7 protein-coding genes are annotated in these 7,839 nt (G+C 35.5%); 3 read left to right on the plus strand and 4 right to left on the minus strand.

From position 1 onward, the window contains the following. The first annotated feature begins 11 nt into the window (after positions 1-11). Together BMY21_RS14510 and BMY21_RS14515 are read left to right on the plus strand one after the other, a co-directional pair. Positions 12-1,010, plus strand: coding sequence for a hypothetical protein (locus BMY21_RS14510; protein WP_074645438.1), 999 nt, complete (start codon positions 12-14; stop codon positions 1,008-1,010). Next, positions 1,010-2,101: a hypothetical protein gene (locus BMY21_RS14515; RefSeq protein WP_074645440.1), complete on the plus strand. Its 1,092-nt coding sequence runs from the start codon at positions 1,010-1,012 to the stop codon at positions 2,099-2,101. The genes BMY21_RS14510 and BMY21_RS14515 overlap by 1 nt, the downstream gene beginning before the upstream one ends. 95 nt (positions 2,102-2,196) lie before the next feature. On the opposite strand, the gene BMY21_RS14520 is transcribed toward BMY21_RS14515, so the two are convergent. The 4 genes from BMY21_RS14520 to BMY21_RS14535 all read right to left on the minus strand — a co-directional run bounded on the left by BMY21_RS14520 (position 2,197) and on the right by BMY21_RS14535 (position 6,396). After that, the gene (locus tag BMY21_RS14520; protein ID WP_074645441.1) at positions 2,197-3,447 is read right to left on the minus strand and encodes a BspA family leucine-rich repeat surface protein; all 1,251 of its coding nucleotides are present in this window, start codon (positions 3,445-3,447) and stop codon (positions 2,197-2,199) included. A gap of 219 nt (positions 3,448-3,666) precedes the next feature. Then, entirely contained in the window at positions 3,667-4,641 is a 975-nt protein-coding gene (locus BMY21_RS14525) for a glycoside hydrolase family 43 protein (protein WP_074645443.1), read from the minus strand. Between the two features lie 129 nt (positions 4,642-4,770). Next, a complete protein-coding gene (locus BMY21_RS14530; RefSeq protein WP_074645445.1) occupies positions 4,771-5,682 on the minus strand; it encodes a 1-phosphofructokinase family hexose kinase in 912 nt (303 codons plus the stop codon). 18 nt (positions 5,683-5,700) lie between these two features. Beyond that, positions 5,701-6,396, minus strand: a complete 696-nt coding sequence (locus tag BMY21_RS14535) for an HAD-IA family hydrolase (protein WP_074645447.1) — start codon at positions 6,394-6,396, stop codon at positions 5,701-5,703. A 210-nt stretch (positions 6,397-6,606) separates the two neighbouring features. Here BMY21_RS14535 and BMY21_RS14540 point away from each other — a divergent pair. Next, positions 6,607-7,839: IucA/IucC family protein (locus BMY21_RS14540; protein WP_143064250.1), on the plus strand; the 1,233-nt coding region annotated here is incomplete at its 3' end.

A 7,839-nucleotide genomic window follows, 5' to 3' on the forward strand; every position in this document is an offset into this window, starting at 1 on the left:
TAGGAGAAACTATGAAGAAATCTTTTCTTTGGGTAGCTGCAGTTGCAGTTATTTTCATGGGATGTTCAGCTGATTTTCCAACTGAACATTATGACAACAAGCAGGCTGTAATTTCTTCGGGAGTTCAACCAGAAGATGTTGCTGCTTGGGAAGCTGAAGTTGATGCTGATTTTGCTGATATACTTGCTGCGCTCGGAACTGAGGGTGAGACTGATGCTCTTGCAAAGTTCGATGCAAAGTATGGTACAGATATGCTGCAGGCAGGCGATGAATTTGCAGCTGCAAGAGCTGCTCGTGCAGGAAGCAGTGGAAAATCAGGTTCAAGCAACTATCCGGCAATGACTGATATGCCATTTAATAAGGATGGTGCTGTATATATTTCTGGTGGAACAGATGATCTGGTTGGTTCTGTAATTGACTGGGTATCTCCAAAAACACTGCCAGGTTCTTACTATCATGGAGCTGTTCTTGATTTGGATAAGTATGATCCAAACAATGAAAATGTTTACTGTCTTGAAACAGCTATTACTAAAGGTGCTGGTTATGAAACAGCTACAGACTGGCGCAATAAAGTAAATGCGTGTGTCCTTAATCCAAAATATTCTATGAACAAATCACAGCTTGATTATGCTCAGAATTATATGGACACTTACTGTAATATGAACAACAAAAATATGGAATACGGTTTCTTTAAGAATACAGTAAACATCTTTAATGTTGTTACAAAAGAAGATACATATACCTGGTATTGTACTAAAGTTGTATGGTGGGTTTACAACAAATATGGTTGGGAGATAGACTCTAACTCAAATCTCATAGACTGGACAACTTCTGGTCTTTATACAATCGTAAAAGATTATTATGCAGTACGTTTCTTCTATAGCTCTAAGAAGAAACAGGAAGCAATCAATGATTACATTGCTACTGCTAAGAAAAATATAGTTCTTGCTGAAGAGATTTTACTTTCACCTTATTTCAATAAGGCATACGAGAACATCAGGGAGTACTAATGAGCTGTCTGTCCGTTGCAACCGCAAAGGGCAGATTGGATACCGCAGGTTGCAGAAAACTTGCGGTATTTTTTTTGACCTGCCTGCTTGTTTTTTCCAGTTGTTCTGCCAGGAATTCTGTTAATAAAGAATCTGAAATTCCTTTTGTAAAAAATGGAAGATTATATTCTTTTTCTTCAGATTCAAAAAATCAATTTATTACAAAATCATATGAATCTTATTTAACTTCAGAGGGCTATACTCAGAGAGCAGTAAGTTCTTCTCTTAAAAACGGATACATTCTCGCCTGGGATAAAAAGAAACAGAGTTTGTATCATATTGATAATAATCAAAAATTAAGGTGTGAAGTAAAATTAAACGGATATATTTCTTTTGTAGACAAAAACTATGTTCTTACTCAGACTAATTCATTTGATGAAAACAAGGGCTTTGGCTTTTCACTTTATCAATTAAAATATTCATATAAAAAAGATAAGCTAAAACTAAAGCAGATTTGGAAAGGAAATATTGATTGCTTTGTTTCTGATTGTTTTTTCACAGAAGATGGAATCTGCATTTGTGGTGGAAACAGGGAAGATACAAAAAACAATGTTTTCTACATTACAAAGAAGGGGATCCATAAATGCTTTTCAACCGTAAAAAAATCTGACTTTCTTAGAATCTTAAATACTGAGAATGGTGTATATGCTTTCTTAAGTGGAAGAGATAAATCGGCAGCAAAGCCTCTTATCTATAAATTTTCCCTGACAGGAAATTCAAACGCAGATGATATTGAATGCATAGAAAATCTGAATAAAGATTCTTTATTGACTTCTGATTTTGACTGCTTCTTTGGTTATGGTTTTACTATACCGGCTGTAAATCAGATTGTTTTACCTGCCAGTGTAAATGGAAGTATCAATTTCATCTGTTATGATTATAATTCAAAGATAATTAAAACTGTTGTATCTGATGTTACAGGTTGTGTTGCTGTCCTGGGGTTAGATTCAACGGGAGTTTATTATATGGCTCGTGACCCGCTCATAGAAGGTTCTTATTATGGAGTAGCCTTTTTTGATGGCAACACCAGCACAAAATTGTGGGATAAATAAGAAACTCTACGGTTAAAGAAAAAGCCCCCTGAAAATGACTTTGCAGTCAGTTTTCAAGGGGCTTCTTTATTTCTTCTTATACATGAAGAAAAGTATTATCTTTCAGTGAAGTAGCCTATACAGTCATTATAATTTCCTATATGTGCATATCTGACAGAAGTTTTCTCATCTGTATAGTTTGGAAGTCTGATACAGCCAAAGAATATTTCGATATCTATTTCTTGTATGTATTTACACCAGTCAGTGCCAGGACGTGCATAAATAAATTCAAGATTTGAACAATTATTAAACATACCATAAATTTTCGGATTCTGGTACATTTCAAAATTACTTATGTCAATATGAGGTAGTGATTCACATCCGGCAAACATATAAGACATGTCCAGCACCTTTTCTGTGTCAAAACCATCAACAGGTAGTTTTGTTATGGATTTACAATTCATGAACATACTATTCATGCTTCTGACATTTTGTGTAAAGAACCGACCTGTATCAAGATATGTTAGTGTTTCGCAGTTAGCAAACATATAATCCATGATTTCAACACTTTCGGTAATAAATTGACTAACATCAATTGATTGAAGTCTGTTAAAGCCTTCAAACATATAGCTGGAATCAGGATTTAATGCAAGTTTTTTAGATTCAGGAAGATAGTAATAAATTGTTTTATTATCTTCATCATACCAAACTGGAACGTTATTATTTAAATCAAGATAATAATTTGTATCAACTGGTTGTCCAGACGGCATGAAATTTTCAGCAGTATAAAAGCATACTATATCTGTTCCGTCTGTATTTTCAATGTATTCACAAGGTGTAATGTCTTTTAAGATGGAATTAATTTCTTTACCAGTTTTCAATGGACAACTATAGTCCTCGATGTAAGGCTCATCATCCGGAGCTGGTGCCCATATGATTTCTATATAAAATCCAATTTGTTTTCTTCTAGGATTAATAGTGATGGTGATTATTAGTTCGCCATCAGAAGCTGAAATATAGGCTTCCTGAGAACCTTCAGCAATTAATGTTCCGTTGTAGTTATACGCATATACATAAATTGTATACCAGCCTTCTTGTGGAACTTCTAGTCGAACTGTCTCACCGGGATGTCCACTAGCCCCGATGCAGAAATTATCATTCTGACGAATTTGTATGTCGTACCATTCTGCATCTGACTGATCATAATATGCAGCACGTTGATTAGTTTTACCTGGTAATTTTAAAACAAAAGCCAGCTCATCCTGCTGCTCAGGTTCATATACTGGATTTGCAGCATTATTACAACCAGTAAAAACGGTTAGCAGCGCCATTATTGCCATTACAGCAATAAACATAGTTTTTTTCATAAAACAACTCCTTTTTTCGAATAAATTCGAAACTTTATAATATAAAAGGCCATGGCTTACATAATCGTAAACCATGGCCTTTTGATTCCATATTATTCTGAAAAGAAATTAATTCTGTTTTTATTTTTTGCATGATATAAATTAACTTTTAGATATAACATATTATTAATTTTATATCTAAAAGTTGCAAAAAACAAGTGCAGAATGACTTTTTATGACTTAGCGGTCAAATCCGTCCATTGTCTGAATTTTTCCATTTGGCTTGAATGTAAGCTCGCGGAACTTTACGTTACGCTTCTGATTTACACCCTTTGAACGCTCACAGTCATGGTAGAAGAGGTACCATTTTCCGTTGTATTCAATAATTGAGTGGTGTGTTGTCCATCCCAGAACTGGAGAAAGAATACATCCGCCGTATGTGTAAGGTCCGTAAACATTCTTACTTGTTGCATAGCACAAGAGGTGAGATGTACCAGTTGAGTATGTGAAGTAGTATGTATCACCCTTCTTGAACAACCATGGATCTTCGAAGTAGCGGCGAACATCATCACCACCTGTAAGTGGATCACCATTTTCGTCTACGATTACGAGGTCGCGGAGTTCTTCAGCAAGTTCAGTCATATTGTCTTTGAGAAGAGCAATTTTTGGAGTACAAGCAGGTTCTTTTCCCTGTGGTTCTTTGTTGTCTGTGCTCCACTTGTTGTTGCGGTACTGGTCGAGCTGGCCTCCCCAGAGACCACCCATTGTAAGATAGTATTTATTGTCTGTATCCTGGAAACAACATGGGTCAATACTGTAAGTTCCCTGGATGTAGTCATCTTCTGGAGTGAAAGGTCCTTCCGGCTTATCACCAACTGCAACACCTACACGGAACATTCCATTCTTGTCGCGTGCTGGGAAATAGAAGTAATATTTTCCGTCTTTTTCTGCACAGTCAGGAGCCCAAAGCTGCTTGCTTGCCCACTTTACGTCCTTGAGAGTGAAAACACAACCACAGTCGCGTGGATAAGTTTCTGTGTCTTTCATTTCATAAACGTGATAGTCTTTCATATCATACTGGTCGCCGTTGTCATTGTTTTCTACGTCGATGTCTTCATCATGAGATGGGTAAATATAAATCTTACCATTGAAAACATGTGCTGAAGGGTCAGCTGTGTAAAGGTCATTTACAAGCGGCTTTTTTTCGATACTCATAAAAATCTCCTGTATGGCCAATAATGGCCAAATTTCTGGTATTTTATCCTAGGCAACCGGTTGCCTAATTTACTCATTATATTATCTAGAAGATGTTTTTTCAATCAGCAGTATTACCTACACAAATATTTATGCATGAAGAGTGCCCGGAGCTTCGTTTTCAGCATTTCTGGCAGCACACCAGGTACCTTTTTTAAGTGCTGCGTTAATATCATTTGTTTTTATATATTCGTAAAGAAAACCTGCATTAAAGCTGTCACCACAGGCTGTTGTATTGAGTGGAGTAACTTTTTCTGTCGGGCACTCAAAAAACTGTCCATTTGCACCTGCATAGGTTGAATCACAGCCTCTGGTAATTACAATGATATTATTAAGGGCGCGGCTTTTTTCTGTAATTGCCTGTTCTAGATTTTTGTCTGCCATTTCAGGGAATGTGGCACGGAATTCTTCTTCATTGATTTTGATGATGTCTGGAACTGATGAAGCAAGTGTTCGTTTCATATCATCGCCAATATAATCGGCTAAGAAAATCTTTTCTGCATCATGTGTCATTCCGCAGATTGTAGCATACAAATCATCACTCCAGATTTTTGGACGGCTTCCTGCAAGCAGAACGGCATCAACCTGTGGCAGTGCATCATTGATAAACTTAAGCATTTTGATTTCAGCAGCAGAAACAGCTTTCAAATCATCTTCGTTATCTAAAACTGGCTCTCCGACAACAAGTTCTGTAGTTGTAGCTACTGTGCGGTCAAGTAATGTCCAGCATTCACGTGTGTTACCAGGAATTGTTACATAGCATAGTTCCAGTTCATCAGTTGCAGCAGCATCAGTAAATGCGGAAAGATTCTTTTCTCCGAGAGGACAAACAACAGTTGCTGTTCCTTTTTCAAGCTGGTTCAAAACTCGAGCCGAGTTTACTGCCTTTCCAGAAGCATCCAGACGATAATGCTGTGAGCGGTTAACTTCTGTAAGCTTCAGTTCCTTAAAGGAAATTGTACGTTGAAGGGTTGAACTTAAACAAATACATAAAATCTTCATATAATTACCGCCTTTAGATTATTTGTTTTCAGCAAGAAAAGCTGGAAGTTCATAAATGGAATTCATTCTGATGGTCTGGCCTTCTTTTCCACTTGTGTTTGCTTTGCGGGCTTCAATCATTGAACGGGCATCTGCTTTAAGCGGCTTACCATTTTTGTCGCCAATCAGAATTGCTGTTCCGCCAAGTGCAACCCAGCCGTCTGTATATTTCTGCATATCATCCAGAAATAAGGTATCTTCAAGAGAGGCTCCCACTTTTTTCAAAGCTGCCAGAAATGCATCAGGATAAGGTTTTCCGTTAAAGTTTGCATCACGAATATCAGTTACTGCTTCAAAAAGATCTGCAACTCCAAGTTTTCCAAGTACACGGTCTGCATGTTCATGGGGAGCATTTGTAAGAATAGACATTGGCATATTAAGGGAAATAAGAAAGTCCCGAAGTTTTGGCTGTGGTAAAAGTTCATCAGCTTCATTGTCGGGATGAACATGTGCAAGAAATCCTTCTATATCAGACATGCCTTCTGCGCGGAGCCATTCAAGGGTTGTAGAGTAATGGACAATTCTTTCTGCGCGTAAAGCAATTGCCTTGTCCATATCACAATGAAAAAAATCAGCTACACATTCGAGCATTCGGCGTGTAATCCCCTTATCCATATCAGAACTTGCAGGATAGAGTGTATTGTCCATATCAAAAAGCAGATGAGAGAATTTCATAGAACTAATATATCAGAAATATAAATCTCTGCCGAGTATAATTTTTTTGCGGGTATCTATAAAAGGTTAGAAAGAAATAAATATTTTGGTTTCACCATAATATGACTAAAGCAATATATATATGACATTTGTCATATATTATAAGTTTTTGCTATGACTTTTGTCATAAATGAGTATTTTATTAGTTTTTTTTTGTTGTAAATAAAAATTGTGTATGATAAATCTAATTTAGGTACTTTCTTATTAATAGCACATTTAATTGAAAGTAAAAAAAGTAAAGGTAATAAAATGAATAGAAAATTAAAAAATTTCTTAAATGATGAACAAGTGTTAAATAATATTTCACTTTATGAAGGTACAGAGTTAGAGAATATTTTCAAAGTAGATATTCCAGAAGAGTATAGACCAGAAAGTCAGAAATGGTTCAGGCTACCATACTTTCTGGTACCATTTTCAAGTAAAGATAAATTATTCAGGAATAACGAATCAGATTTTATATATGAAAATCTGGTAATTGATGAATCAGATGAAAAATTTTATCCATTTTTCATACATCCCGTAACAGAAAATGCATATAGAAGCTGGATTGGAGACAAATATAAGTTTGTTGAACAGAAAGATAGCAGTTTTTCCTGTACACCAACATCTTCCGTACGAACACTGCTGGTAAAAAATGAAAAGAATGAAAAGTTATTTTTTGTAAAGCTAACCCTATTAAATAATTTTGGCGGAGCTTTTAGAAAAACAGATTGGGAAAGTGCATGTAATCAATTTCAGGCAAATGAAATAGTTCAAAATGTATTAAAAGATGAATCAGAAGTAGAGTTTTTTGAAGATATTGCGGCATTAGGAATAAGAAACGATACAGGTTTCAGAATCTCAAATAAATATGATACAGATTTTGGTAATCGGGCTTTTTATGTTTTCGGGAATGTTATACGAAAAGTTCCTGAAAGTCTGTTATGTGATGATGGAAAAATAGTGTGCAGTTTTTCAAGTTTTACAAGTCTGCTCAGAGAAAATGAATCGTATCTTTCAGAATCATTAAAAAATTCAAAATTAAACTTTGATGAATATTTCTGTAAGTATATATTTAATCCACTAAAAAATTATTTATTGAGACAATTATTAAATCATGGTGTGATTTTTGAACCGCATTGTCAGAATGTATTAATTGAATTAAATGAAAATCTGATACCAACTGGAAAATTCCTTTATCGAGATTTTGGTTCAGTATCTTTTGACAGATTAATATTTTCGATTAAACATAAAAATCTGATGATTAATTATCTGCAGGATGCTCTTGCCCGAACATCTCTTAGTGCAAATTATGGAATAAGAGAAACTCTTGCAATCAGTTTTTTCTGTCATTTTATGGACGATCTTATAAATCCTTGTCTGATTTCAGCAGTTAAATCTGGAATTATATCTTCAGAAGATAAG

The organism is Treponema bryantii (assembly GCF_900111035.1).
In the GTDB taxonomy this organism is placed as follows: domain Bacteria; phylum Spirochaetota; class Spirochaetia; order Treponematales; family Treponemataceae; genus Treponema_D; species Treponema_D bryantii_C.